General features: G+C 61.3%; 27 protein-coding genes. 13 read left to right on the forward strand and 14 right to left on the reverse strand.

Annotation, left to right across the window (positions count from 1 at the left end; all coding sequences use genetic code 11):
* Nucleotides 1-28: 28 nt before the first annotated feature.
* Nucleotides 29-415, forward strand: coding sequence for a hypothetical protein (locus IEV53_RS04155; protein ID WP_188425537.1), 387 nt, complete (start codon nucleotides 29-31; stop codon nucleotides 413-415).
* On the opposite strand, the gene IEV53_RS04160 is transcribed toward IEV53_RS04155, so the two are convergent.
* From IEV53_RS04160 to IEV53_RS04170, 3 genes are read right to left on the reverse strand one after another with little or no spacing between them, the layout of a single operon-like run.
* Nucleotides 412-1,413, reverse strand: a complete 1,002-nt coding sequence (locus IEV53_RS04160; protein ID WP_188425538.1) for an SDR family oxidoreductase — start codon at nucleotides 1,411-1,413, stop codon at nucleotides 412-414. The genes IEV53_RS04155 and IEV53_RS04160 overlap by 4 nt on opposite strands.
* 20 nt (nucleotides 1,414-1,433) lie before the next feature.
* The gene (locus tag IEV53_RS04165; RefSeq protein ID WP_188425539.1) at nucleotides 1,434-2,012 is read right to left on the reverse strand and encodes a YqaA family protein; all 579 of its coding nucleotides are present in this window, start codon (nucleotides 2,010-2,012) and stop codon (nucleotides 1,434-1,436) included.
* A gap of 48 nt (nucleotides 2,013-2,060) precedes the next feature.
* The gene (locus tag IEV53_RS04170) at nucleotides 2,061-2,387 is read right to left on the reverse strand and encodes a YnfA family protein (RefSeq protein ID WP_188425540.1); all 327 of its coding nucleotides are present in this window, start codon (nucleotides 2,385-2,387) and stop codon (nucleotides 2,061-2,063) included.
* Between the two features lie 97 nt (nucleotides 2,388-2,484).
* On the opposite strand from IEV53_RS04170, the gene IEV53_RS04175 reads away from it, so the two are divergent.
* The 4 genes from IEV53_RS04175 (at nucleotide 2,485) to IEV53_RS04190 (ending at nucleotide 5,508) form a co-directional block, all read left to right on the forward strand.
* Nucleotides 2,485-2,889 carry a hypothetical protein gene (locus tag IEV53_RS04175; RefSeq protein WP_188425541.1) on the forward strand — a complete coding sequence of 135 codons (405 nt, stop codon included), beginning with the start codon at nucleotides 2,485-2,487 and terminating at the stop codon, nucleotides 2,887-2,889.
* A gap of 144 nt (nucleotides 2,890-3,033) precedes the next feature.
* Nucleotides 3,034-3,849, forward strand: a complete 816-nt coding sequence (locus IEV53_RS04180; protein WP_188425542.1) for a MetQ/NlpA family ABC transporter substrate-binding protein — start codon at nucleotides 3,034-3,036, stop codon at nucleotides 3,847-3,849.
* The gene (locus IEV53_RS04185; protein WP_188425543.1) at nucleotides 3,846-4,877 is read left to right on the forward strand and encodes a methionine ABC transporter ATP-binding protein; all 1,032 of its coding nucleotides are present in this window, start codon (nucleotides 3,846-3,848) and stop codon (nucleotides 4,875-4,877) included. The genes IEV53_RS04180 and IEV53_RS04185 overlap by 4 nt, the downstream gene beginning before the upstream one ends.
* A complete protein-coding gene (locus tag IEV53_RS04190) occupies nucleotides 4,858-5,508 on the forward strand; it encodes a methionine ABC transporter permease (RefSeq protein ID WP_188425544.1) in 651 nt (216 codons plus the stop codon). The genes IEV53_RS04185 and IEV53_RS04190 overlap by 20 nt, the downstream gene beginning before the upstream one ends.
* 117 nt (nucleotides 5,509-5,625) lie before the next feature.
* Here the strand turns inward: IEV53_RS04190 and IEV53_RS04195 are convergent, their stop codons facing one another.
* From IEV53_RS04195 to IEV53_RS04205, 3 genes are all read right to left on the reverse strand, one after another.
* On the reverse strand, nucleotides 5,626-7,215 hold the full coding sequence (locus tag IEV53_RS04195; RefSeq protein WP_306414287.1) for an ATP-binding protein: 1,590 nt from the start codon (nucleotides 7,213-7,215) through the stop codon (nucleotides 5,626-5,628).
* On the reverse strand, nucleotides 7,172-7,891 hold the full coding sequence (locus IEV53_RS04200) for a response regulator (RefSeq protein WP_025840579.1): 720 nt from the start codon (nucleotides 7,889-7,891) through the stop codon (nucleotides 7,172-7,174). Before IEV53_RS04200 ends, IEV53_RS04195 begins: the two co-directional genes overlap by 44 nt.
* A 76-nt stretch (nucleotides 7,892-7,967) precedes the next feature.
* Complete coding sequence (locus tag IEV53_RS04205) at nucleotides 7,968-8,951, reverse strand: cysteine synthase A (RefSeq protein WP_188425838.1); 984 nt, start codon at nucleotides 8,949-8,951, stop codon at nucleotides 7,968-7,970.
* Between the two features lie 144 nt (nucleotides 8,952-9,095).
* Between IEV53_RS04205 and IEV53_RS04210 the strand changes: the two genes are divergently transcribed.
* Nucleotides 9,096-9,497 (forward strand): rhodanese-like domain-containing protein, encoded by a 402-nt coding sequence (locus IEV53_RS04210; protein ID WP_188425545.1) that lies wholly within the window; start codon nucleotides 9,096-9,098, stop codon nucleotides 9,495-9,497.
* 3 nt (nucleotides 9,498-9,500) lie between these two features.
* On the opposite strand, the gene bioD is transcribed toward IEV53_RS04210, so the two are convergent.
* From bioD to IEV53_RS04245, 7 genes are all read right to left on the reverse strand, one after another.
* Entirely contained in the window at nucleotides 9,501-10,886 is a 1,386-nt protein-coding gene (gene bioD / locus IEV53_RS04215; RefSeq protein ID WP_188425546.1) for a dethiobiotin synthase, read from the reverse strand.
* Nucleotides 10,883-11,515 carry an alpha/beta fold hydrolase gene (locus IEV53_RS04220; protein ID WP_188425547.1) on the reverse strand — a complete coding sequence of 211 codons (633 nt, stop codon included), beginning with the start codon at nucleotides 11,513-11,515 and terminating at the stop codon, nucleotides 10,883-10,885. The genes bioD and IEV53_RS04220 overlap by 4 nt, the downstream gene beginning before the upstream one ends.
* Nucleotides 11,512-12,696, reverse strand: coding sequence for an aminotransferase class I/II-fold pyridoxal phosphate-dependent enzyme (locus IEV53_RS04225; protein ID WP_188425548.1), 1,185 nt, complete (start codon nucleotides 12,694-12,696; stop codon nucleotides 11,512-11,514). The genes IEV53_RS04220 and IEV53_RS04225 overlap by 4 nt, the downstream gene beginning before the upstream one ends.
* Nucleotides 12,697-12,758: 62 nt before the next feature.
* A complete protein-coding gene (locus IEV53_RS04230; RefSeq protein ID WP_188425549.1) occupies nucleotides 12,759-13,634 on the reverse strand; it encodes an SDR family NAD(P)-dependent oxidoreductase in 876 nt (291 codons plus the stop codon).
* A 135-nt stretch (nucleotides 13,635-13,769) separates the two neighbouring features.
* On the reverse strand, nucleotides 13,770-14,198 hold the full coding sequence (locus IEV53_RS04235; protein ID WP_188425550.1) for a hypothetical protein: 429 nt from the start codon (nucleotides 14,196-14,198) through the stop codon (nucleotides 13,770-13,772).
* 78 nt (nucleotides 14,199-14,276) lie between these two features.
* Nucleotides 14,277-15,359 carry a glycosyltransferase family 4 protein gene (locus IEV53_RS04240; RefSeq protein WP_188425551.1) on the reverse strand — a complete coding sequence of 361 codons (1,083 nt, stop codon included), beginning with the start codon at nucleotides 15,357-15,359 and terminating at the stop codon, nucleotides 14,277-14,279.
* 4 nt (nucleotides 15,360-15,363) lie between these two features.
* The gene (locus IEV53_RS04245; protein WP_188425552.1) at nucleotides 15,364-15,996 is read right to left on the reverse strand and encodes an NUDIX hydrolase; all 633 of its coding nucleotides are present in this window, start codon (nucleotides 15,994-15,996) and stop codon (nucleotides 15,364-15,366) included.
* Nucleotides 15,997-16,217: 221 nt separating this feature from the next.
* On the opposite strand from IEV53_RS04245, the gene mtnA reads away from it, so the two are divergent.
* The 4 genes from mtnA to IEV53_RS04265 all read left to right on the forward strand — a co-directional run bounded on the left by mtnA (nucleotide 16,218) and on the right by IEV53_RS04265 (nucleotide 20,163).
* Nucleotides 16,218-17,321: an S-methyl-5-thioribose-1-phosphate isomerase gene (mtnA, locus tag IEV53_RS04250; RefSeq protein ID WP_188425553.1), complete on the forward strand. Its 1,104-nt coding sequence runs from the start codon at nucleotides 16,218-16,220 to the stop codon at nucleotides 17,319-17,321.
* A 112-nt stretch (nucleotides 17,322-17,433) separates the two neighbouring features.
* Nucleotides 17,434-18,390 carry a DUF2272 domain-containing protein gene (locus IEV53_RS04255; RefSeq protein ID WP_188425554.1) on the forward strand — a complete coding sequence of 319 codons (957 nt, stop codon included), beginning with the start codon at nucleotides 17,434-17,436 and terminating at the stop codon, nucleotides 18,388-18,390.
* 11 nt (nucleotides 18,391-18,401) lie between these two features.
* Nucleotides 18,402-19,676: an adenosylmethionine--8-amino-7-oxononanoate transaminase gene (locus IEV53_RS04260; protein ID WP_188425555.1), complete on the forward strand. Its 1,275-nt coding sequence runs from the start codon at nucleotides 18,402-18,404 to the stop codon at nucleotides 19,674-19,676.
* Between the two features lie 22 nt (nucleotides 19,677-19,698).
* A complete protein-coding gene (locus IEV53_RS04265; protein ID WP_188425556.1) occupies nucleotides 19,699-20,163 on the forward strand; it encodes a nuclear transport factor 2 family protein in 465 nt (154 codons plus the stop codon).
* Nucleotides 20,164-20,289: 126 nt separating this feature from the next.
* On the opposite strand, the gene sodC is transcribed toward IEV53_RS04265, so the two are convergent.
* Nucleotides 20,290-20,823, reverse strand: coding sequence for a superoxide dismutase[Cu-Zn] (gene sodC / locus IEV53_RS04270; RefSeq protein WP_188425557.1), 534 nt, complete (start codon nucleotides 20,821-20,823; stop codon nucleotides 20,290-20,292).
* A 227-nt stretch (nucleotides 20,824-21,050) separates the two neighbouring features.
* Between sodC and IEV53_RS04275 the strand changes: the two genes are divergently transcribed.
* From IEV53_RS04275 to IEV53_RS04285, 3 genes are all read left to right on the forward strand, one after another.
* Nucleotides 21,051-21,290: a DUF1272 domain-containing protein gene (locus IEV53_RS04275; protein ID WP_188425558.1), complete on the forward strand. Its 240-nt coding sequence runs from the start codon at nucleotides 21,051-21,053 to the stop codon at nucleotides 21,288-21,290.
* Between the two features lie 161 nt (nucleotides 21,291-21,451).
* Nucleotides 21,452-22,558: a catalase family peroxidase gene (locus tag IEV53_RS04280; RefSeq protein ID WP_188425559.1), complete on the forward strand. Its 1,107-nt coding sequence runs from the start codon at nucleotides 21,452-21,454 to the stop codon at nucleotides 22,556-22,558.
* Nucleotides 22,555-23,130, forward strand: coding sequence for a cytochrome b (locus IEV53_RS04285; RefSeq protein ID WP_188425560.1), 576 nt, complete (start codon nucleotides 22,555-22,557; stop codon nucleotides 23,128-23,130). The genes IEV53_RS04280 and IEV53_RS04285 overlap by 4 nt, the downstream gene beginning before the upstream one ends.
* The last annotated feature ends 5 nt before the right edge of the window (nucleotides 23,131-23,135 follow it).

Genomic DNA, 23,135 nt, shown 5'->3' on the forward strand with positions numbered 1-23,135 from the left:
AAAATGCGAAAAGAGGGAGCTTCCGGTCATGGGTGCAAGAATGCAGGTCATCCAGAAAGAGGATGGCACAGGGGCGACGCTGCGTTTTCTTGAAGGGAGCGGGATCGAGGGGGAAATAGACCTCACGCTCGACCAGCTGAGCCAGCTCATCACAAGCCTTGGTCGCGTACGCTATGCCATGACGGCCAGTCAGCCCCAGCCTGCGATCGGCAATGTGCCGTTTCTGCCCGTATACAGCACGAACTGGGCATTACAGATCGACGCGCTGACCGAGGGTTCAACGCTTGCCTTCCAGCATCCGGCCTATGGGCCGGTGGGGCTGGTTCTCGCCCCTGAGGATAGTGAGAAACTGGTCAATGGCCTCAAGCAGCACCGCGCCCTGATGGCAGCCGGCACGTCGCGCCAGCCGAGCTAGGCCTTGCGACGCAGGGCTGCCCAGCCGAGCAGCACCCCTGCCAGAGACAGAAGCGTAGCGCCAAAACCGATCCGCCTTGGAATGGTCAGCAGTAGCGGCTTGCGTCCCTGATCGCGCAGGGGGATGCCTTCATAGGGGCCATGGGCGGCATAAGCGCCGGGCAGGCTTTCGTTGAGCGTGTCGCTTTCTGTTTCCGCCTTGCCCGATGCGTATTGGGCGACAATGCCTTTCTTGGCGAGATAGCGGTCACGCAGCGACGGCGCGATGCCATTGATCAGGCTTGGCAGGATCGACGAGGCGCCGACCCAGATATCGCGATGATGACCCAGTACGGCCTGACCGATTGCGTGAGCCGCCACTTCCGGCTCATAGATGCGGCCAAGAGGCTTGAGCGCATGGCCAGAGCGGTTGCGGCTCCAGCCGAGGCGTGGCGTGTTGATCGAGGGCAGATGCACGACTGTCAGGTCAATGCGATCTGAAAGCGCACGGATTTCGGGGCGGACACTGTCGCAAAAGGCGCTGATTGCAGCATGGGCGCCATTGATGGCTGCCTGAAGCGGCAGGCCACGCAGCGGGTGGGCGAGCCCCAGATTGACGATCGTGCCACTGCCGCGTCGGCGCATGCAGGCCAGGGCTGCCTGTGTGCCGAATACCGAGCCGAGATAGGTCACGTCGGTTACGCGCCTGAGCGTTTCGGCATCCAGCGAGAGGACCGGCCCTATGGCCGCTACACCTGCCGCGTTGATCCAGACCGTAATCGGGCCGAGCTCGCGCTCGACACGCTCGGCTGCGTCGAAGACCGCTTTTGCGTCCGAGACATCGACCGGCACGATAAGCGTGCGAATGGCGCTGGTTTCGAGCTCATCCGCAGAATCCTGCAGGCGCTGCTCGTTCCGGCCAAGCAGGGCGATATCGAAACCATAGGAGGCCAGCATACGCACCGTGGCGCGCCCGATACCGGCTCCGGCGCCAGTGACGACGGCAATCTGGTTGGGCATGGCGGCAATCCTCATACGGTCTACAGAAGGGTGACAGCCAGAATGCCAGCGATGATCAGAAAGAGAAAGCCTGTCATGACCAGTGTCAGGCGGCGCTCGATGAAGTCCTTGATCGGGGCGCCGTAGAACCAGAGCAGGGTTGCCACCAGAAAGAACCGCGCACCGCGCGTGACCAGACTGGCCGCCAGAAACGGCAGAATGGCAAAATGGGCTGCACCGGCAGCGATGGTGACAATCTTGAACGGAATCGGTGTCAGGCCCTTGAGCAGGATGATCGCCACCCCGTACTGCCTGAATTTTTCCTGAAGCGCCGCGAGGCTGTGCTCGGCATGATAGAAATGAACGATCGGCATGGCGACATGCTGCAGCAGAACCGCACCGATCACCCAGCCCAGCATGGCCCCCATGACCGAACCGGCGGTGCAGATCGCCGCCAGCACGAAGGCCCGCTCGCGCGCCGCCAGCACCATCGGGATCAGCATGAGATCGACAGGAATTGGAAAGAACGAGGCTTCGGCAAAGGCAACGGCAAAAAGCCACCAGCCAGCATGAGGCGAGGCCGCAAGGGCGAGCGTGCGACGATAGAGCGGCTGGAACACGAAAGGCCTCCGGAATTCAGGAAACCCGTCAATGGCCCAAGCCGCGTTTTATGTCGAGCGTGGTCCCCAGAGGATGAGCGCTGCCCCGCACAGGCAGATCGCCGCGCCTGCCAGCTCCCATCGGTCCGGGCTGCGACCCTCGAAGAGGCGCATCCAGATCAGCGAGGCGGTGATATAGACACCGCCATAGGCCGCGTAGGCCCTGCCTGCGCTGTCGCTGTCGATGCGGGTCAGAATGAAGGCAAACAATACCAGGCTGAACAGCCCGGGGATGATCCACCAGATTGACCGGTCCAGACGCAGCCATGCCCAGAAGGCAAAACAGCCGGCAATTTCGGCAAAACCTGCCGCAAGATAGAGACACAGGGTCAGCATAAGGCGCGTCCGTCAGGGTGGTTTCACAGGATGGGCTGTTTTGAGCAGCATTCCGGCCCGAGGGCAAAAACGCGCTGCAGGCCGAGAGGAGAGAGCGATGAGTGAGGCCTTGTCTGTTGCGGGGCAGTGGGACGGGCAGTTTACCTATCCCCGTGATTATGAGCCGGAATTCTTCCAGGCGGCGCTTTTTGAGGCGGAATCCGTGATTGGTGGCACCATCACCGAGCGAGCCCATGCCAGCACAGAAGATTCGGCCTGCTTTGTCGCCCTTGTCAGCGGGACACGTCAGGGGCGGCATGTGCAGTTTCGCAAGACCTATCAGACAGATCGCCGCAATCACACCGTGCTTTATGAGGGCATGCTGAATGAGGCAGGGGACGAGATTGAAGGCACATGGATCATAATGGGCAGCTGGCAGGGCGCCTTTCTCATGGTCCGGCGCAAAAGGGACGCCGTGTCCAATACCGTCAAGGTTTCGGCGCAGATCGATGGCGACATCTGAGGGGGCTTGCCCAGATCGATCATTGATTTATGGGGCGTTCTGTATAAAACACGGATAAATCGTTGAATGCGTCGAGACTGTTTATAATAACGATTAATAATCGTTCAATTTACCGACTCGCGCCAGAAACCGGGTGCTCCTCTCATGTCCTTTGCCTCGCTGCCGCGTCGTTCGGTGTTGTCTACGCTTCTTGCCGCGCCTCTGGCTCTTGGCCTGCGCTCTGCGCGCGCAGCAGACAAACCGATCCGTGTCGGTATCATGGCGGGTGAAGATGAGGATATCTGGCGTCTTGTCAGCCAGAACGCGCAGAAATCCGGGCTGACCCTCAAGATCGTCACATTTTCCGACTACTCCACGCCCGACGAGGCGCTGGCATCGCATGATCTCGATGCGAATTCGTTCCAGCACATGCCGTTTCTGAAAGCCCAGAATGAAGGGCACGGGTTCAAGATCGTGCCCGTAGGCAATACCTATGTTGCGCCGATCGGGCTGTATTCCCGCAAATGGAAGACGCTCGCCACCCTTCCAAAGGGCGCGGTCATCGGTGTGCCGAACGACCCGAGCAATGAAGGGCGGGCGCTCCTGCTGCTTCAGTCGCTCGGTTTCATCAAGCTTTCGCCTTCGGCGGGCCTGCTGCCGACACCGCTCGACATCACCGAGAACCCGCATGACTTCACGATACGGGAGCTGGATGCCGGTGTAGTAGGGCGCGCGCTGCCCGATCTCGACGCTGCCGTGATCAATACGGACTGGGCGCACAAGGCGGGTGTGGATGTGGTTCACGAGCGTCTGGCCCGCGAAGGGGTGAAGGACAATCCCTATATCTGCGTCATTGCCGTCAACAGCGATGAGGCGCAGGCCCCCTGGGTCAAGCCGCTGGTGAGCGCCTATCAGCAGCCCAATATCCGTCAGGCCCTGATTGACGTGTACGCCAATACCGTGATCCCTGCCTTTCCATGAGCCTTCTTGACGTTTCGGGTCTGTCCTGCCGTTTCGGGTCACAGACGGCGCTGAGTGATATCAGCTTTAAGGTCGACAAGGGTGAGATCGTCGGGGTGATCGGCAGTTCGGGGGCGGGGAAATCCACGCTTCTGCGCTGCCTCTGCGCGCTGGAGCGCCCGACCGAAGGGCATATCCTGCTTGATGGCGCTGATCTCACGCAGCTTTCCGAGCGTGATCTCGTGGCGGCCCGGCGCAAGGTGGGGCTCGTTTTCCAGCATTTCAATCTGCTGAATTCCCGCTCGGTGGCTGCCAATATTGCCCTGCCGCTCGAGATTGCCGGCTGGCCGAAACCGCGCATCGCGGAACGTGTCGAGGAACTCCTCGCGCTCGTCGGGCTCGAGAGCCACGGTCACAAACGTCCTTCCCAGCTTTCCGGCGGTCAGAAACAGCGTGTCGGTATTGCACGGGCCATTGCCAATTCGCCCTCGCTTCTGCTTTGCGATGAGGCAACCTCGGCGCTCGATCCGCATACGACCGCCTCCATTCTCGAGCTGCTGGCCGATATCAATCGCACGCTTGGCCTGACCATCATTCTCATCACCCATGAAATGGAAGTCGTGCGTCGCTTTGCCCATCGCGTTCTGGTGCTCGATCATGGCGCGCTGATCGAAAACGGCAGCATGGCGACGCTGATGCGTGATAGCCGGGGTGATCCGAGGCTTGAGCGCCTGCTGGCCGATACGCGCCCCGGTCTGCCTGAGACGATCAAACGCCAGTTAAGCGCCGTCCCTGTGCCGGGTGGTCTGACACTCATGCGCATCGTGCTGGGCCCTGAAGCCGCTAAGACGCCCTTCCTGTCACTCCTGACCACGCGTTTCGATCAGCAGATCACCCTGGTGCAGGGCGGCACCCTATCCTGCGGAGGGGATCTCCTGACCGACATGATTCTGGCATTCTCTGCCCCTGTGACCGAACCGCTTGCTGCTTTCCTGGAGCAACAGGCCCATGTGACGGAGGTGCTCGGTCATGTACCGTCTGATCGCTAGGCTCATCGCTGAATCGACGCTGCAGACCGTCGAGATGGTTGCCGCATCAAGCCTTGTCGCTGTTCTTTTCGGCCTGCCTCTGGCTGTGCTCATGATCGCGACCCGTCGCACCGATCTTTATGATCTGCCCTGGCTGGGTCGCCCTATCGGCTGGGTCATCGATGCGGTTCGCGCCATTCCGTTCATCATTCTGCTGGTGCTGCTGATCCCCGTCACCCGCTTCATCGCAGGCACATCGCTCGGCACGTTGGCAGCCATCGTACCGCTCTCGATTGCGGCCATTCCCTATTACGCGCGTATTGCCGAAATCTCGTTGCAGGAGATCGAGCCCGGTCTCATCGAGGCCGTGCGTGTCATGGGGGGCACGCGCTGGATGGTCATTCGCTATGTGCTGATTCCCGAGGCGCTACCCGGTCTTCTCTCCGGCCTGACCGTGACGGCAATCACCCTTGTCGGGGCCTCTGCCATGGCAGGCGCCATTGGCGCCGGTGGACTGGGCGACCTCGCTATCCGCTATGGTTATCAGCGCTTCAACACGACCATCATGTTTGCCGTGGTTGCCGTGCTGATCCTGCTCGTGGGGGTCATTCAGGGGGCCGGGACGCTCGCTGTCAGGGCTGTACGGCGATAAGCAATGGGGCGCTGTCCCAGACCCCGCCAGAGGCTTGCCTCTGGACTCGTTTTGTCTGTGGGAAGCGGGGTGCAGAGGCCGAGGTCCGTGCCGGGTTCGGGCGGAGCCCGACACACATCAAATCGGCAGAATGACGCTCGCCCGTAGCCCGCCTTCAGCGCGGTTGGTCAGTGTCACATCGCCGCCCTGGCCGCGCAGGGTGGAGCGGGCGATGGCAAGACCCAGCCCGGTGCCGCCGGTTTCACGGTTGCGGCTGGTCTCGGCGCGGACGAAGGGTTCGAACATGCGTTCGAGATCTTCCGGCGGCAGGCCGGGGCCGCTGTCGTCAATGCGGATGCAGACGGATTTTTCCTGCTCCGGGCCACGCACGCAGGCGACGCTGATCGAGACCGACCCGCCATATTTCAGGGCGTTCATCACCAGATTGGTCAAGGCGCGCTTCAGGGCAAGCGAGCGTGCCTTGATGCGGATAGGTGTCGGCGGGGGTTCGTAGCTGACGTCTTCAGCCAGATCGGGGCGCGCCTCGGCGGCTTCGTCAGCCACGGTCTGGAGCAGGGCACTCAGATCGAGCGCGGTCATGGGTTCGAGGGTCGAACTGTCGCGCCCGAAGGCGAGAGTCGCGGCGACCATGCTTTCCATCTCGTCCAGATCGGCGAGAAACTTGTCGCGCAATTCATCATCATCGATGAACTCGGCACGCAGCTTGAGACGGGTGATCGGGGTACGCAAATCATGGCCGATGGCGGTCAGCATGAGCGTGCGATCGGTCACGAAACGCCGGATACGGGCGGCCATGGTATTGAAGGCAACGGCCGCCTGACGGATTTCCGTCGGCCCGGCTTCGGGCAGAGGCTGGGCATGGACGTTGCGTCCGAGTGCCGTGGCGGCATTGGCCAGCGTCGCGACAGGCGCAATGAGACGATGCGATCCCCACAGGATCAGCCCGCCACCGCAAATGGTCATGAGGGCAAACGAGATCATGAAGGTAGGGGAACCAAACGGGTTAGGCGGCCTCACCGTGTAGCTCATGACCAGCCAGCGATGGTCGTCGGGCATCTGGAAGGAAAGGGCGTAATGCCGCGTGCCGGGCTTGTGCCCGATGATGACGCGCTCGGGGCGCAGCCTCGCGGGCAGCATGCCGATGCCTGCCAGTGGCGGTGGCATGAAAGTCTGGTTTCGACGCTCTTCAGAGGGAAAACCCTCACCGCCATTAGGGGGAGGTCCATTTTCGAAAGGGAAGGGCGGACGGCCTTCGCCACCCGAGAAATCGCCTGGGCCGCCAACAGGGGGCGGTCCGCCGAAATTGGGATCTTCCTGTCCGCCCGGTGGGCCGCCGCGCATCATGGGGTTCATGCCGAAGGGGAGCGGAATGAAGGAGCCAGGAAGATGCGTATCCGGCTTGTTATCGAAGATGATCTTGAAGTTCGACGGCACCTCGAGGGCGGCCAGACTGGCTTCACGATCCGAGGGGGGAAGCTCGACCAGGGTATGATAGATGGAAAAGGCGTGATGCTCGTTTTCGTGCATCTCAGCCCGGTCGGCGATATTGAGGTGATCCAGGGCATGGATGGTCAGACCGGCAGCCTGAACCACGCAGAGCCCGGCAATCAGAAGCAGATTGGTGCGCGCTCTCAGTGAGCGCGGCAGCAGATGCAGCACAGCGTCAGAGGCGTTCGACATCGGCGGCGAGAACATAGCCACCACCACGTACGGTCTTGATCATCTGCGCATTGCGCCCGTCATCTTCCAGCTTGCGACGCAGACGGCTGACGGCAACGTCGATGGCGCGATCGAACGGACCTGCCTGTCGGCCGCGCAGCAATTCGAGCAGCATGTCGCGGGTCAGCACGCGGTTCGCGCGCTCCAGAAAAGCCAGAAGCATGTCGTACTCGCCGCCGGTCAGCGGAATCTCGGCGCCTTCAGGGTTGAGCAGGCGGCGACGTGCGGGCTCCAGGGTCCAGCCTGAGAAGCGGATCGTACGGGAGTCAGCAGAGAGTTTCTTGTCCGAGCTGTCGGCGGTGCGACGCAGAACGGCACGGATGCGGGCCAGGAGTTCACGCGGGTTGAAGGGCTTGGCGACATAGTCATCGGCGCCGAATTCGAGGCCGATGATACGGTCCGTCTCATCGCTCATGGCGGTCAGCATGATGATGGGCACATTATCCTGGCTACGCAGCCAGCGTGCGATGTCGAGGCCGCTTTCGCCAGGCAGCATGAGATCCAGCACCACAAGCTGATAATGCCCGGCAGCCCAGGCACGACGGGCTTCTCGCCCGTCGCGTGCGGCTGTCACGCGGAAATGGTTGCGCTCCAGAAAGCGGCAGAGCAGCTCTCGGATCTCGCGGTCATCATCAACGATCAGAAGGTGCGGGTTCGTATCCATAAATGTAACATTGGTCCGAATCGCATTGGCGCCACAAGAGGGTGTTTCACTCCGTCACAAGTTGCGAAACCCTGTCTCAATCGAGCCAGGGTGGGGTCGGCAGGTTTTTTGCCCGCAGAAAGGACGGATTGAAGATCTTGGACTGGTAGCGCGCGCCGCCATCGCAGAGAATTGTTACAATCCGATGCCCCGCACCAAGGCGTCTGGCCACGCGAATCGCGGCGGCCACGTTGATTCCGGCCGAACCGCCCAGCGAAATGCCCTCACGATCCTGAAGCGAGAAAATCTGCTCCAGAGCTTCGGTATCGGGAATGCGCTCGGCATCGTCGATCGTGACGCCTTCAAGATTGCCCGTCACGCGCGATTGCCCGATCCCTTCGGTGATCGAACCGCCAGAGACGCTGAGATCGTTGGATTTGACCCAGCCATACAGACCCGACCCTTCAGGATCGGCCAGAACGATCTCGGGGCGCTTGCGGCCGGCCTGCTCGGCCAGATCGCCTAGGCCGAGGGCAACGCCAGCCAGTGTGCCACCCGTGCCGCAGGCGCAGGTAAAGGCGTCGATCTTCCCGTCGAGCTGATGCCAGATCTCTGCTGCCGTGGTCGCACGATGGCCTTCGCGATTGGCGGTGTTGTCAAACTGGTTGGCCCAGACCGCATTATCGGTTTCTTCGGCAATACGGCGCGAGACATGCACGTAATTGCCCGGATCGCGGAATGGCTTGGCAGGCACCAGGCGCAGATCGGCACCGATCATACGCAGGAAATCGATTTTCTCCTGACTCTGCGTTTCAGGCATCACGATGATGGTGCGATAGCCGCGCGCCTTGGCAACGAGGGTCAACCCGATGCCTGTATTGCCAGCCGTGCCTTCCACGATCACGCCGCCCGGCTTGAGCACACCGCGTGACTCGGCGTCGAGAATGATGGCAAGGGCGGCACGGTCCTTGACCGAACCACCCGGATTCATGAATTCCGCCTTGCCGTAGATGTCGCAGCCCGTCGCCTCGGAAGCGAGTCTCAGGCGGATGAGCGGCGTGCCGCCAATCGCACCGATCATGCCATCGGAAGGGTGCTTCCACCCGGGAATAATGCCCGAAGAAAGCGGAGAATTCGGGGTCTGCGTGGTCATCTGCATTCCATCCTATACGTCTGCGGTTTCAGAGTTTAACGTCGCGACATGTAAAATAAATGAGGAAAAACGATGGTCGACTGTATTTCAGCGCGCGAAGCGTGGGAACGTCTGGGCGCCGACAAGGATGCCGTTCTGATCGATGTGCGTACGCCGGGTGAGTGGCAAGCTGTCGGCCTGCCCAATCTGAGCACGCTCGACAAGGAGGCGATCGCGCTGAGCTGGGACCCGTATGACGCGGTCGGTTTTGCCGAGGCGCTGCGTGAGGCCGTGCCTTCGCTGAATACGCCGCTGCTCTTCCTGTGTCGCTCGGGTATGCGCTCGCAGCAGACGGCGGAACTGGCCGCGCATCTGGGTTATGAGACGAGCATCAATATCGTCGAGGGTTATGAAGGCCCCCCTGATGCCACCGGGCAGCGTGGGCGCGTTTGCGGCTGGCAGTTTCAGGACCTGCCACGCTTTTTCCCCGGCTGACGATCAGGCGCCCTGCACGCCCAGCGTCAGGGCGAGTTTTTCCGCCTCGATGGCGACACGCTCTGGTGTGACGTCGTCGAGAAGTGGAATTTCAGCCAGTACCGCGATCTTGCCAAAGCGTTCGATGGCGGCACGATTGCCCGCATTCGGTACGCCACTCATCACGATTCCGGCGGTTTCGATGCCCCGTTCACGCAGGGCGGCGAGGCTGAGCAATGTGTGGTTGATGGTGCCAAGGCCGCTGCGGCAGACGAGAATGACCGGCAGATCGAGGCCGGCCAGCCAGTCGATCAGCAGCGTGTCGTCATTGAGCGGCACCATCAACCCGCCAGCGCCCTCAACGACCAGAGGTTTGTTCGTATCGGGCAGTGTCAGCGTATCCGGCCTTACGATTATATTCTCGAGCGCTGCCGCATCCTGCGGTGAGAGGGGGGCCTGAAACGCATAGGCAGGCGGGATGACACGATCCGGCGTCAGCCCCGCCAGAGTGGTCACACCTGCCGTATCGCCCGCCTCTTCATTCAGCCCGGTCTGGAAGGGTTTCCAGTAGGTGGCGCCGAGGGCTCTGGTGAGAATGGCAGAGACAAGGGTCTTGCCGATGCCCGTGTCGGTGCCGGTGACAAAAAAACGCGCCTGTTTTTCGGCAGAGCCGAAAGCGACCTGATAATCCATGCTGTCTGCGGTCCTGTCGAAATGCTGCATGACCCGGCGCAGATCGCGTGCGGGCAGAGGCGTGCTGCCGATTCTGGGGGTGGTCGCACCAATCGCTTTCAGATCACGCAGAAAATCCCGTGCCGATCTTACTGGGTCGCGAAGGAGCGTGACCGTCCACTGGCCTCGAAGCGCGTGCGGCCATTCGGTCTGCAAGAGAGGCAGCGCCGGATAATCCGGAAAGCCGCAGGGCAGACCGAGCGCCTCGCAGGAGGCCCGCCATTGAGCGAAGCTGCCCTGAGCGAGCGTGGTGACCTCGATCCTGCCGCCCGGTGTCAGCAACCGGGCCAGCCGCCGGAAGGCAGCTTTGCGATCGGTAAACCATTGCATGCAGAAGCTCGAGCAGATCAGGTTGAAAGAGCCGTCTAGCGTTGGTGTCTCGGCATCCATCACACGAACGACAGCATCCGGCACGGCCTGACGGGTGCGCTCGACCATTCTGGGAGAGAGATCGATTGCCGTTAGCCTCGCTTTCGGAAAAAGCCTGCGCAGGGCGCGGGTGAGAATGCCGGTTCCGCAGCCGAGTTCGAGAATACGCTTCGGAGCCGGGCGATCTGCATAAAGCGCCGTCAGCCTCTCAGCGAGCGCAGAGGCGGCGATGGCCTGCACACGCGCGGCCTCTTCATAGAAATCGGCGCTGTCGAACCGCGATGCAATCGTGCTGCGCGCATCGGTCATGAGGCGGCTTTCAGGATATCGTCGATAAGGGCCGCGCAGGCGCGGGGAGCGGTGACCGGCAGAAGATGCCCGCCCTCCATCACGAGGCGTGTTGCCTCGGGAAAGCTGGCTTCATGCATGGCGGTCGAAATCAGCGGGTCCTGCGCGCCATGAATGGCGGTCAGGGCGCGGCCCCATTCACGCGCTCGGTCGCGTCCATCCGCGTCGAGAAGTTCGGTCAGCCCGGTTTCGAGCGCCTGCTTGTCGAGCGCGGTATCGCAGGGCAGGAAAGGCTCGAATTGCCGTCTGAACTGCGTGACCGTCTCTTCCGGCGCGCTGGCGAGGCGGCTACGCATGCGTGTGACCACCCGTCCGGGTATGCCCGGTGCGAAATCCGCCGACTGGCTGAAGCGTGAGAAACCGTTGAAGGCGATGATTCCCCGACAGGCGGGCAGGGATCGGGTCAATGCCCAAAGCACCCCGGCTGAATGGCCAATCAGGAAATACGGTTCTTCAGGCAGGGCGATATGGGCAGGGGCGCCGCCATAACCACGGTCGGGAAAGAGCGCGTCAGGCTGGTTGAGCGCCTGATGAAGCGGGCGCCAGAAGCTGGCGTCAAAACTCCAGCCATGGACAAAGACGAGCTTCATGCCGGGCGGGACTGGCTGGCTGTAATGACCGCCTCGGCCAGGCGCGTGATATCCGTGCTGTCATGAGCGGCACTCAGGGCCAGACGCAGCCGGGCCGAGCCGGGTGGCACGGTAGGCGGTCTGATGGCGATAGTGAGAAAACCCTGTTGCTCCAGCCTGCCCGCAACAGCGAGTGTCGTTTCTTCATCGCCGAGAATGACGGGCACGATCTGGGTGGTTGAAAGCCCGGTATTGATTCCGGCGTCGCCGAGCAGGCCGCGCAATGTCGCAGCATTCTGCTGAAGCGCGTGTCGCTGCGGGTCGAGACCGGGCACGAGTTCGAGCGCGGCATCCATCGCGCCCAGCATCGGGGGCGAGGGTGCTGTGCTGTAAATGAAGCCGGAACTCGTCGTGATGAGCCAGTCGCAGAGTGCGCGCGATCCGGCGATATAGGCACCCATGCCGCCAAGTGCCTTGCTGAACGTGCCCATCACGAGATCGACCTCGTGACCATGAGAGAGGCCGCGACCCTGCGGACCGAGTACGCCGGTCGCATGGGCTTCATCGAGATAGAAGAACGCATCATAGCGTCTTGCGAGCGCTGAAAGCGCCGCGATATCGGCTGTGTCGCCATCCATCGAGAACACGCTCTCTGTCAGGATGAAGCGCATACCGGGCAGATCGGCGTGGCGCTTGAGCAGGGCTTCAAGATGGTCGAGATCGTTATGACGAAAGCGGATCTGCCTTACGCCTGAGGCAGCGCAGCCCTGATGCATGCTGGCATGGTTGAGCTTGTCGCAAAAAACAAGCGGTGCCTCGCCGGTCTGTTCTTTCGCAAGGCGGAACAGCGCAGGCAGGACGGCAGCATTGGCCTGCCAGCCAGAGGCGAAAAGCAGCGTAGCCTCTGTGCCCTTAAACGCGGCCAGCCGGGTTTCGACCTGCTCGTGAAGGTCGAGCGTGCCCGAAACCAGTCGCGACGCGCGTGACCCGGTGCCATGGCGCAAGGCCCAGTCGGCAGCACGCTCGCGCAGCATTTTGTGACCCGAGAGGCCGAGATAATCATTGGATGAGAAATCGCGTATGGCCTGCCCGTGACGCAGCACCTGATCTGGCGTTCGTTGCAGGGGGCGCAGTCGACGACGCAGGGCGCGTGCCTCAAGAGAGTCGAGGGCCTGTCTGAGAAGCGGATCGAAACGCGTCATGCCCTGTCCCTGCCGTCGTGACCCGCCCTTGTCAATTGCGCGTTATCATGCCCGAGGTTGCGTTACCGCTTCATGGCCTTTCGGTAGCCGCGCCGACCGAGAAGGCCGAGCAGCGGCAGACAAAGGCGCAGCAGGCAGGGGGCCAGCATGCATAACCGGCCGAAAGTGCCATCAATCGCTGGCAGGAACCGTTCTTCCCGATGCCGGGTAAGCTGATCGGTCACGGCCCTGGCAACCAGATCGGGGTCGAGGGGCGTGCTGACATAATTCAGCATCGACCCGCCCTGCTGCATTTCGCGGGTCAGCATGTCGGTCTGCACGGCACCGGGGAAAACGGTGCTGACCAGAATGCCGCGCGAACGCACTTCCTGAGCGAGCGAGAGGGCAAAACTGCGCAGCCCGGCTTTTGCGGCGGCATAGACAGCACTTCCCGCCAGCGGCATGACCGCAGCCATCGAGTTGACGAAAACGATGCGGCTCTTCTGTGGGCCATCGACCGTTTGCATCAGAGGCAGCATCAGGCGTGTCAGCAGAATAGGCGCGCTGAGGTTGAGAGCGATCTGATCGGCAATAGCGGCTTCATCGCTTTGGGCGACGGGTGATGGCGCAATCGTGCCTGCACAGTGAATGACGGCGAAAACGGGCTCGCTGTTTTCACCGATCAGGGCAGAGGCCTCGCTCAGTGCGTCAGGTGAGCCGAGATCGCAGGGTAGGTGAATAAAGGCATCGTTCTCGATCGCCGGCGCTGACCGGCAGAGCGCGATAACCTGATAATCGAGGGCGAGCAGGCGCCTTGCGATCAGAATACCGATTCCGCCCGATGCGCCGGTCAGAACCACGCGCTTCCGATGTCGGGGCGAGATAGTCAGGCCATGTTCGGTCTCGCGAGAGAAAGAAGTCGCGAGAGAAGCGCCCTGCAGGGGGGAAGAAACCGTCATGCATTCCGTCTTACCCTCGAAATTCGGCATGAGACATGCGAATTCGATAGGGTGCGGTCTTTTTTAATCTCGACCTTTCCCCTCCCGCGCTCTGACGCAGGAGGGCGCCCGGTCAGGGGCGTGACAATCGGGCTGTCAGTTCAGATGGCCGAGATTGCGGAAATCCTGCTTCGTCTTGTCGGAAAGCGCTTTCATGCGTTCGTGCTGCGCCTTCTGGTCGGCACGGAACTGGTCCAGCTTCTGGGTGCGCTCTTCCTTGATCTGGTTGAGCTTGTTCTTCTGATCCTCGATCTTGCCCTGGATCTTCTCGCGCTCGCGCTCAGGAGCATTGGTATATTTGTCGCGCAGGTCGTCGATTTTTTTCTGGCGCGCTGCGGCGGCGTCGCGGTTCTTCTGCTGCCAGTTTTCCACACGCTGGTTCAGGCAGTTTTCCTTGTTGGCCAGGCGACCGATCATATCGGTGCCGGAAGTATTGTTGTTGCATCCCGAAGTCTGGGCATGAGCCAGAGGCATGGAAACCAGAGATGCTAACGCCATGGAGGATAAAAAACGGGTCTTGTTCATGATTTCTCTCGATCAGATACTGATGGCGTACTTTAAATGAGCTCAATGTGTCGAATATGCGGCGTGAAAGTCAGATATCTATCTGGATTTCCGGCTCTTTACAGAGCGATCACGCATTTTCTGCAGCAACTGGCGTGCCGCGACGAGATCAAATTTCTGCGCCTGCCTGCGTCCGCGGGCCATATATTCCGCCCTGAGTGCCGGATCGCCGATCATGCGCAGCAGCGCCCGCTCAAGGGCATCGCCATCATCGGGCAAAGCGAGGAGGGCGGCGTCTCCGACCACTTCCGGCAGGCCGCCGCGAGGCGAGGCGATGACCGCCGCACCGCTGGCCATGGCTTCGAGTGCGGTCAGGCCGAAAGGTTCAGGCCAGCGGCTCGGCACCACCACGATCGACGCGGCGGCCATGGCCTCGAGCACCTGATGATGCATCTGATAACCGCAGAGCGTGATGCCCGCTGCGCGCGCATCGGTCTCGACCCGATCGACGAAGGTCGTGCGGGGTGAGTTGAAGCGGAAACGATCGGCGCCGATCATGATGGCGCGCCATTCCGGCGCTTGCGCGCTGATGGCCGACCAGGCGCGTACAAAGGCGTCGGCGCCCTTGTCCGACACCATGCGCCCCGCAAACAGGACAAGCTTGGCGCGCTCTGCCGGTGGTTCGGGCAGGGTTGAGAGATCCAGACAGTTCGGCATGACCGTAACCGGGCCGTCATCCAGATCTTCCAGAAAGCGGCGGCGCAGCCAGAGAGAGACGGTGAAGACGCGCACACGCTGCATCAATTCCTGTCTCTGGCGGGGACGCTTGGCGCCGTGCATGTCCTGCGGGTCGTTATGCAGGATGAGATGAACGGGAATGCCGCACCGGCTCAGGGCATAGGCGAGGGCAGGGCGGTTATGCACCTCGATGAGATCGGGCTTGTGCCGACGAATCTCACGCTGGCAAGCAATGCGGTAACGCGTGCCATCGCGTCTCCAGCGATGCAGGCCGCCCGGCTCGGTGATGGCAAAAAACTGCCCGCCCGGCAGGGGCGTGCCCGTTACCTCGGTGCCGATGACGATGTCGTCAGGCGTGGCGAGACGTGATACCAGAAGCGCGATGGCGCCCGCCCGGTCCGGCGCATAGCCTTCCCGGCGGGGGAGAACGGTCAGAACTCTCATGGTGTCAGTCGTAATCCGTCGCCAGCTCGGGGTGGTCGTAATGATCGAACATGCGGGCGAGCTGAGATGGCTGCAGGCGACCGAGAGAGAGATCAGTCGGCAGATCGTGTCGATCGAACCAGCCTATGCCGGAGGTTTCGAGATTATCGATCGTTGGCGTGCCCCCTGTCAGGCGACAGAGATAAAAGACTTTGGCGCAGCTGAAGAGATCGGGCGGGTGCCCCTGCCGGTCGCGATCCCACAAGGCGGCAAGCTTCGTGATCTCGGCAGTATAGCCGCTTTCTTCCAGCACTTCCTTCAGGGTGTTCTGGGCCGTGGTGAGGTTCACATCGGCCCAGCCGCCGGGCAGCGTCCAGCGATCGTGGTCGATCGCCTCGCGCACCATCAGGATCTGGCCCTGTTCGTTGAAGACGGCGCCGCGCACATCGATTTTGGGCGTGGCATAGCCACGTTCATTTTCCAGAAGGGTCAGAATGGGCTCGGGTGTCGTGCTGCTCAGGGCTGCGAGCATGTTCGATGAAAGCAGACGAAGCTGCTCATAACGTTCGCGATCATAGGGATTCTGGCAGAAGGTCAGACCATTCTGGGCGATTGCCTGTACATCCCTTGCCCAAACCAGCCATTGCGGTGCGCTCATCCCGAGGTCCTTCTGCTCAAGCCTCAATATAGACCGGATCGGTGCGGTCGTAAAACACTCTCCCGACCCGTGGGATGCGTCATGAACGCAATTGTCTCATGTCAGATCCATGAAGACTTTACGTGCAGAACAGGAAAGAACGTGCAGATAACTTGAGTCCTTCTCCCTTATTTGCCACATGGAAGGCCTCTGATCCTGACGCCCGAAAGACGGATATTCACGTGAAAATCAACGGCACGCCCTATCGCAGCGTCTGGCGCGACGCACATGACCCCGAACTGGTACATATTTTCGACCAGACGAAACTGCCCTGGACGCTCGATATTCTCGCGCTGCGCGACGAGGCGCAGGTGGCCCATGCCATACGCAGCATGCAGGTGCGCGGTGCGCCGCTGATCGGCGCCGTGGCCGCCTATGGGCTTGCTTTCGCGCTTCAGAAGGATGCGTCGGATAAGGGGCTCACGGAGGCTGCAGCGATGCTGGTCGAGACGCGACCGACCGCCATCAATCTGCGCTGGGCCATCGAGCGCATGGTCGCGCATCTAAGCCCGCTCTCGCCCGATTCCCGCGTGGCAGCTGCCTATGCAGAGGCCGATGCGATCTGCGATGAAGACGTGCAGGTCAATGAATCCATCGGTCGTCACGGGCTGGAACTGTTTCGCGCCCTCTGGGAAAAGCGTCGCCCGGGCCAGGAGCGTCTGAATATCCTGACTCATTGCAATGCGGGCTGGATTGCGACTGTCGACTGGGGCACGGCTCTTGCGCCCATCTACATGGCGCATGATGCCGGTCTGCCGGTGCATGTCTGGGTGGATGAAACCCGTCCGCGCAATCAGGGGGCCCTGCTCACCGCATGGGAACTGGGCGCGCATGGCGTGCCGCATACCCTGCTGGCCGATAATGCTGGCGGCCATCTGATGCAGCATGGCGAGGTCGATCTGGTGATCGTTGGCACAGACCGTGTGACGCGTCAGGGCGATGTTGCCAACAAGATCGGCACCTATCTCAAGGCGCTTGCCGCACAGGACAATGACGTACCGTTCTGGGTGGCGCTGCCTTCCTCCACCATCGACTGGCGCGTGACCGATGGCGTGAAGGAAATCCCGATCGAGGAGCGCTCGGGTGAGGAAGTGACCTATGTGCACGGTCTCGACGAGCAGGGTCAGGCGGCGCGTCTGCGTGTCACGCCAAAAGGCACCAGGACCGCCAACCCGGCATTCGATGTGACACCGGCGCGTCTCGTCTCGGGGCTTCTTACCGAGCGCGGGCGATGCGATGCCACTGCCGAAGGTCTGGCTGCCCTGTTCCCCGATCTGGCAGGCTGACTTGCTGTTGAGAGGGCGGCACTTGACCGAAGGGTCGCTCTCGTTCCTATCTCCTTGTCATGAACCGGCGCTGTTCGGCTCTCGTTACGCGTTTGAGGAATAGGAACAAATCATGAGCGCCGGACTGTCTTATCTGCCATCGAACCGCCTGCCTTCAGCACGTCTGACCTGGCGTCTGCTGCCGGCTCTGGGCCTGCTGGGCCTGATCCCGGGCTGTTCGGAGCCGGTGCAGCCCGTCGCCCAGGGCGTCGCGCAAACGCCCATGGCGCAATACGCGAATGGCCGAACCGGCCCCTATGGCGTCGATGGCCATGTGCCCGATTTTGCCTCGCGCAATTTTGTCCCGTTCAATCGTCAGGATGTCGTAGCCATCGCCATGCGCGAATGGCGGATGTTCGGCATGCCGGTGAGCGATGACGATCCGGAAGAGCGCCCCGATGCCAGTGTTCCCTCGCTCAAGCCGGAGCGTATTCCCGGTCTGTGGCAGCGCGTGGGTGAATATTGGTGGATCGGGCAGGACCCTTATGAGACCGAGGTCTCCTGGAGCGGCAAATACAATGCCGATGGCCAGCTCTTCCGCCCGGAGAATGACGGGCATTACGCGTGGTCTGCCGCATTCATCTCCTATGTGATGCGCGTCGCTGGCGCGAATGACCGCTTTCCCTATTCGCCCAATCATTCGACCTATATCAATGCCGCCGCCTCGGGCCAGTCGACCGGGCTGCGCGCCCAGGACCCGAAGACCTACATACCGCAGCTCGGCGATCTGCTCTGTGTCGGTCGTGGCAAGAGCCGCAGCGTGACTTTTGCCATGCTGCCGACCTCCTACGGCTTTCCGTCGCATTGCGGCATCGTGGTGGCAACGCATCAGAATGCCCCGCCTTTCGGCAATGAGCTGAGCATCATTGGCGGCAATGTGGACGACACGGTGTCGCTCACCCATGTGCCGACCGATTCGAACGGCGCCCTGGCGACAGCCGAGGGGCAGTTCTACGATACGCGTTATCCCTGGTGTGCCGTGCTTCAGGTACTTTACGACGCCGATCGCGAGCCGGATAGCGGGCAGTAAGGCAGCCCTGCATGAGCACCGACATCTCGACCGGCCTGCTGCAAATCTGGCTGCCCTATACCCAGATGAAGACCGCGCCGATGCCTTTGGTCGCGACGCGCACTGAAGGCACGACAATCGTGCTGGAAGACGGGCGCGAACTGGTCGATGGCATTGCTTCGTGGTGGACGGCTTGCCACGGCTATAACCATCCGCATATACGTGCCCGTATAGGCGCGCAGCTCGAGCGTATGCCGCATGTGATGCTGGGCGGTCTTGTGCATGAACCGGTGAAAGACCTGTCGCGTCGCCTTGCGGCCTTGCTGCCGGGTGATCTTGACCACTGCTTCTATACCGATAGCGGTTCGGTTGCTGTCGAGGTCGCCATGAAAATGGCGATCCAGTACTGGATCAATCGAGGCGTGACGGGGCGGAAAAAGCTGTTGTCCTTCCGTGATGGCTATCACGGCGACACGCTGGCCACGATGTCGATCTGCGACCCAGAAGAAGGGATGCACAGCCTTTTCGCGGGAGCTTTTCCCGAACAGGTGCTTGCCGATCTGCCGCGCGACAAGGCGCTTATCGACGCGCTTGATACGCTGCTGGCCGAACGCAATCATGAGATCGCGGCTATTATCGTCGAGCCTCTGGTTCAGGGGGCGAGTGGCATGATCTTCCACACTCCCGAGGTTCTGGCGCGTCTGCGCGTCCTGGCCGACAAGCACGATGTGCTGCTGATTCTCGATGAAATCTTCACCGGCTTCGGGCGTACCGGCACGATGTTTGCCTGCGAACAGGCCGGTATCGTTCCCGATATCATCACGCTTTCAAAAGCACTGACCGGCGGCACCATGGCGCTGGCGGCCACAGTGGCGCGCCGCCATGTATTCGAGGCCTTTTTGTCAGATTCGCCTGTGGCCGCGCTGATGCATGGGCCGACATTCATGGCAAATCCGCTCGCCTGCACGGCGGCTTGCGCCTCGCTGGAGATCTTCGAGCGTGAGTCGCGTCTCGATCAGGTCGCCGCTATTGCGCGTCAGCTTTGTGAAGAGCTGGAGCCGTGCCGTGCCCTGCCTGGTGTGCGTGACGTGCGCGTTCTGGGCGCAATTGGCGTGGTGGAACTTGATTCAATCGATGACATGAACCGCCTCAAGGCGGCGCTTGTAGCTCATGACGTCTGGGTGCGCCCATTCCGCCAGATCGTTTATCTGACGCCAGCCTTCACGATTACCCCCGACGCTCTGACGAAGCTCACCGCCGCCATTCAGAGCGTCATTCGCGAAGGGGCCTTTCGCAGGGCTGCCTGATCGCCCGTCAAGGAACGATGTGATGAGCCTTCTTCTTGTGCCGCCTTTCACGCATGACACGGCACGTCAGAAAGTACGCCGTGCCGAAAATGGCTGGAACAGCCGCAACCCTGAGCAGGTCGCTCTGGCCTACAGCCCCGACAGCGTCTGGCGTAACCGGGACTGCTTTCTTCAGGGACGTAAGGCGATCATCGCGTTTCTCACGGAGAAATGGGCGAGGGAGCATGAATACCGCCTGATCAAGGAACTGTTCGCCCATGACGATGCGCGTATTGCCGTGCGCTTTGCCTATGAATGGCATGATGGTACCGGCCAGTGGTTTCGGTCTTATGGCAATGAGAACTGGGTTTTCGATGCCGAGGGGCTGATGGCGCGGCGTCTGGCGTCAATCAACGATGTTGCCATAGCCGAAAAAGACCGCCTGTTTTTCTGGCAACAGGGCACAAGACCTGAAGATCACCCGTCTCTGAGCGATCTCGGTCTCTGAGCTGAGATTTGTGGGGCGCTGACCCACCTGCCGGGAAGGGAGGCTTACCCTTCCCATCCCAATTCGAGAATTTCCAAAGGGCGACCTCCCTTGGGTGGAGAATGGGGCAAAGCCCCATGAACCCGCTCAGTTCAGCACAGCACAGGCGACACGGGCACCAGCGCCACCGATGGGCTGGGTCGTGTAGTCGTCAGGGCTTGTATGGACGATCAGGGCCGAGCCATCGGCGTCTTTCAGGGCGGGACGGCCATCGGCGCCATGCAGGGACACAAGGGTCGAGTAGAGTTCGACGGTCGCCGTGCCATCCTTGGCGACATAGAGATTGGGCAGATCGCCTGCATCCGTCGCATTGGGGGTCAGTAGCCCATGTACGACGGGGGTGACTGCATGCACATGGCCACCGGCGCTGGTGAATTTCGGCGGGGTGCAGCTGCCTTTTTCATGAAAATGCATGCCATGCCAGCCAGGAGCGAGGCCCTCGGCGACAACACGCAGCAGGACGCCCTTGGGGGCATCGGTAACGGTCACGGTGCCATGAGGCTTGCCATCGGTGCCCAAAAGCGTGCCGCTTGCTGTTTCTGCCGCGTAGGCATGGGGGGCAGCGGTGACGGCAAGGGCAAGAGAAAGAAGCGAAAGGGTATTTTTGAAAACTGCGCGCATGGATCGGGCCTTTTGCAGACGGCGTTGGGCGGAGCATAATGAAAATCAGATCGAAACGATTGGAGCTTGCCTGAGATGAGAGCGCTTCGCAACTTTGAGGGCTATCCCCACCCGCTTCTTTCTGAAACCTGTGAACGACCCCGGATGCGTTTTTATTGTGCAATAAAGGCTCATAGGCAGAAACGATTGGCTCTCCGGGTTATCGGCACGCACAAAGGAGAGACGACATGCTTGAACTCAGACCCGGCTGTGAATGCTGCGATCGTGATCTGCCCCCGGACACGGATCAGGCCATGATCTGTTCGTTCGAATGCACTTTCTGTCTGGACTGCACGACAGTCAGGCTTGGCGGGCTCTGCCCCAATTGCGGGGGCGATCTCGTCAGGCGGCCAACCAGACCTGTCCGGTTTCTGGGCAGGTCGCCCGCCTCGACACAGCGGGTTTTCAAGCAGCTTGGCTGCGCGTGATGCGTGTGCCTGGTTAAAACGGATTTTCGTAACGATCCTGTCGGGACTTCAATAGGCTCACGGTAACGAGTGTTTTCAAGAGCGGCTATCTGCCTCTTTCAGCTTCTCTCATGCGGACAGCTCGAACTGCCCGGTGATGACAATCAGGAATAGGAAATACTATGAGCGCAAACGCGTCTGGTGGTTCTGGGAGGCTGATACGGTGGCTGGGCGTTGCGTCTCTGCCTTGCCTGCTGGCCGTCGGGTTTGCGGCTGCCGGAGGCTGGCTCAGCCCGCATCGCGTGACACCGAATACAATGCTTGCCGCGCTTCGGGGTGTCGATGGCGCGCATCCGGGGTTTCGGCGCAATCACGCCAAAGGTGTCTGTGTGGCGGGGTGGTTTGAAGGCAATGGCCAAGCAGCATCTTATTCTCCGGCTTTTGCGTTCGATACGAAGCGTGTGCCGGTGATCGGTCGCTTCGCGCTGGCAGGCGGGATGCCCTACCAGGGTGATGCACCCGGCAAGGTGCGCAGTATGGCACTCGCGCTGAAAGGGCCGGGTGGGCAGGAATGGCGCATGGGGCTAAACGATATCCCAGTCTTTCCCGTCAGTACGCCGCAGGAATTTCAGGCTTTGCAGCAGGCGGTCCGCCCTGTGGCGGCAACAGGCAAACCTGATCCGCTGGCCGTCCAGGCATTTCGCGCGGCGCATCCATGGCTGGCGTCGGCCGGAAAGGCACTCGCAGAGCGGCCGATCACGTCCGGTTTTGAGAACGACACCTACCTGAGTCTCGATAGTTTCGTGCTGCAGGGTGTCGATGGGCGCAGCACTGCCATAAGGTTTGCGATGGTGCCAGAGGAGGCCAGATTTGCCGATATGCCTGGCAAGGGAAAGAACGCCTCCTTCGACCAGCTCGATGAGGCCATTTCGGCCCATCCGTTGCGCTGGACGCTGGTGCTGACACTGGCGGGAGCGGACGATGCGGTAAACGATCCGAGCCGCCTCTGGTCGGGGCAGGACAAGCAGATTACGGCGGGTACCCTTACCCTGACCCACCTCGCGAGCGAGGCGGGGGGCGACTGCACCGACATTGTCTTCGACCCGCTGGTCCTGCCCGAGGGCATAATGCCTTCCGATGATCCGGTTCTTCAGGCGCGCTCGGCGACCTATATGCGTTCCTTTGCCGAGCGTTCGCGCGAAAAACGGCCCAGGCCTGCTTTCGATCCGGCGGTGTCGCCCAGTGAAAAAACCGGTTCGGAGTCTGTTTCGTCGGAGAAAGCGTCATGAACCCGATCGTGTTTTTTGCGCGTTCCTCGCGTGTGCTGCACTGGCTTATGGCAGTTCTGATCCTGGTGATGTTGTTTGTCGGCGTGTTCATGGCAGCGAGTGTCGGGCCCGCCTATCACGCTCTTGTCGGGTTTCATCGCCCTCTCGGGATTGCCTTGCTCGCGCTTGTCGTATTGCGTCTGATCAATCGCTTCTTTCATCGTCCGCCTGCCTTGCCCGCCGATCTGCCGCCGCTCATGGCGATTGGCGCCAAGGCCTCTCATTGGGCGCTCTACGCGCTGATGATGGCTTTGCCTCTCATAGGCTGGGCCATGCTTTCAGCAGGCGGTTACCCCATTCCGCTATTCGGGAACGGCGTTCTGCTGCCACCGCTGCTGCCGCATGACGCGGCGCTCTGGGGCTGGCTGCGTCTCACGCATACGGTGCTGGCTTTCGCCCTTTTTGCCCTAATCATGGCGCATGGCGGGGCCGCCCTGTTTCACTTTCTGATCCGCCGCGATGGCGTTCTTCAGAGCATGATCGGCGGCGGTTCAGTTTCTCCGGGCGGGGAGCATTCTGCCTCGCATGACTGAGTGAG

Origin of the sequence: Asaia siamensis (genome assembly GCF_014635085.1) — a bacterium.
Taxonomy (GTDB): domain Bacteria; phylum Pseudomonadota; class Alphaproteobacteria; order Acetobacterales; family Acetobacteraceae; genus Asaia; species Asaia siamensis.